General features: G+C 53.3%; 2 protein-coding genes. Both read right to left on the bottom strand.

The window, feature by feature from the left end; genetic code table 11:
* Positions 1-43: 43 nt before the first annotated feature.
* Positions 44-1,312, bottom strand: coding sequence for a phage tail fiber protein (locus tag ACYVJ4_RS17740; RefSeq protein ID WP_048248600.1), 1,269 nt, complete (start codon positions 1,310-1,312; stop codon positions 44-46).
* 59 nt (positions 1,313-1,371) lie between these two features.
* The coding region (locus ACYVJ4_RS17735) for a DUF6453 family protein (protein WP_460461410.1) at positions 1,372-2,265 on the bottom strand (894 nt) is incomplete at its 5' end.

Raw genomic sequence — 2,265 nt, 5'->3', positions numbered from 1 at the left:
CGTGTAGAGATGCCGCAAAACAGTATCTGGAATCAACGTGCGGCTATGGCTCAAGTCCCTGACTCATCCTCTGATTAAAGGCAGAATCATCAGGCATATCGAGGCGAACGTCGATCCAGCTGTTGGCAGGAACATCTATAGGAGCCCCTTTCGTTTTAACAATTTCGCCTTCTTCGTTGAGTATGTATTTCCGCTTAAAAAGCCGAATCGTCAGCCCACCGCCTTCTGTCTGCTCAGCTTCAACTACACCCAGTTCCCCCATGCCGCCAGGGTCCATTGGTGGCAATAACTGCCAGCCCTCAGAGGCCAGTCCCGCTGAACCAGTCAGGACATAAACACCAACATCCAGTCTTGAAATCTTGATCCCTTCAGCTTCTTCATTGGCAGTTCCACCTCCACACCAGCTGAAACCGTCAGAATCAATGTCCTCACGCTGGCAGTCCTCACGGGATTTTACAATACGGGCGACAGGGGACGCCGCCTTCAAAGTACCATCGCTTGATTTTGTCGTATTACCAGTCGTGTAAGCTTCGTGATAGGCCCATGCGATCCCGCTGTAATATGAAAACCAGGTACGACGTAGAGAGTATGCCTGATGTATTCTGGTTGGCCTGTTGCCCCGATTGAGAATGATGGAAGTTAGTCCTGTATTCGATGTCAGGCCCAACTGAGTCAGACCATCATTTTGATGTGAGGTAAATCCGGTAGGCGTGAACCCGTCCATATTATCGAGGGTTGGACCGTCCCCCTGGATAGCGCCAAGGTTGAATGCGCCTACCTGCATGACGTTTCCTGCGGCTGTTCCAACGTCCTTCGTGGCGCTACTTCCCAAACCGAGGTTTGTGCGAGCGTCAGCGGCATTCGTTGCCCCGGTCCCGCCGTCCGAAACTCCTACCGCCCCATTGCTCCCTTTCTGGACCATTTTGCCGATCGCCGGAATGGTTACACGAGCGCCGTTGATGGTAACGGTGATGTTCTGGTTTGCTGAGGTGGTGGCGAACGTCTCCCACGCGCCGATGTTTTCGTCATACTCGTTGATGAGCTGAGACATGCTCTGCGCCAGGCCGTCGACCGAGAGACTATCAGTAACAAGAATGCCGTATTTCTGTCCGCTCAACGCCGGAGACGCGGCAGGCGTAACCGTCAGTGACGTCGCACTGTTGATGGCGGTGATCTGAAACATCTGTACCGGGTTAGAAAGAACAAACAACGTCTGGCCAACCCGAATCTGACTGGCTGGCGCCGTCCAGTTCGTGCCGGTGCCGGTTGCGGTGTTTCCGTTAATGGCGATGGTGCCAGTGTTATAAAGCATATTTTCTCCAGGCAATAAAAAACCCCGCCGAAGCGAGGTTGATTAAAAAGACTGTTTATTCAGACGTACATATCGGGAAGAACGGGAAGGTTCAGTGGCGTTACCGTGTCATTACCAAAAATTGCATACCGCTCGCGCCCCAGATATTTCCCACCCTGAACTGAAGCACTGCCGTTCTGTATTTTTATTCCGAACATTCGATACACGTACATGCCATTAACTTCGTGAGCCATCAGCCCGAACCTACCCAGCGGAACATACCCGCTGCCGATGCTCACGGCATTTTTTGAAGGCGTCCAGAGCTGGTTGAGGTAGACGAAAGGCCGCTTTGTCGTTGAAAACGTGCAGGCCCCGGCTGCATTGAAGATGTTGAGCCCGGTGCCCGGCTGCGGCGCCACGCCACTGGCAAAGATGACAATATCTATCGTGCCGGTCGTTGGAGCATCATCGTTGGTGGATGGAGGGCTGAAGAACCTGACCGTGTTGCCATCGAAATCGACGGTGTTACCGCTATTACAGCGCCCAAAGACGATATATTTGGACTTGTCGTACCCCGCTATCGTGGGAACTGCCCAGCCGCCTGTGGGGACATTGACGGTCCCCTTCCAGATACACTGCCCTGACTGCGTGGCATTGGTTATTGAGGTGAAGTCAGTGCTGTTGCTTATGAGCAGTCCCACCCCACTACGCTGGCCTGACGGAAATATCTGCCAGAGGCTTCCGGGGAACGTGTACGTACTCTCACGCTCACTGATACTTACATCCTTCATCGTGGAGTTCTGCGTTACGCGGCCACCGGATATGGTGACCGAGTTCATTTTATGAAGCAGCCCTGAATCAAGGTAAGCCGTCGCGTGAGGGATAAACAGCACCTGCGCCCCGGAAACATAACCGGCAACATCAGCGTACTTGGCTTTCTGGTAGCCACTGTCAAAGTTGGCCCCAAACGACGG

The organism is Angustibacter peucedani (genome assembly GCF_054779595.1).
The sequence above is the reverse complement of the archived record's forward strand: the minus strand, read 5'-3'. Positions and strand labels throughout refer to the sequence as shown.

Excerpts from the sequence above, each read along its gene's own strand:
- ACYVJ4_RS17740 (WP_048248600.1), bottom strand. The coding sequence starts at position 1,312 with ATGCTTTATAACACTGGCACCATCGCCATTAACGGAAACACCGCAACC.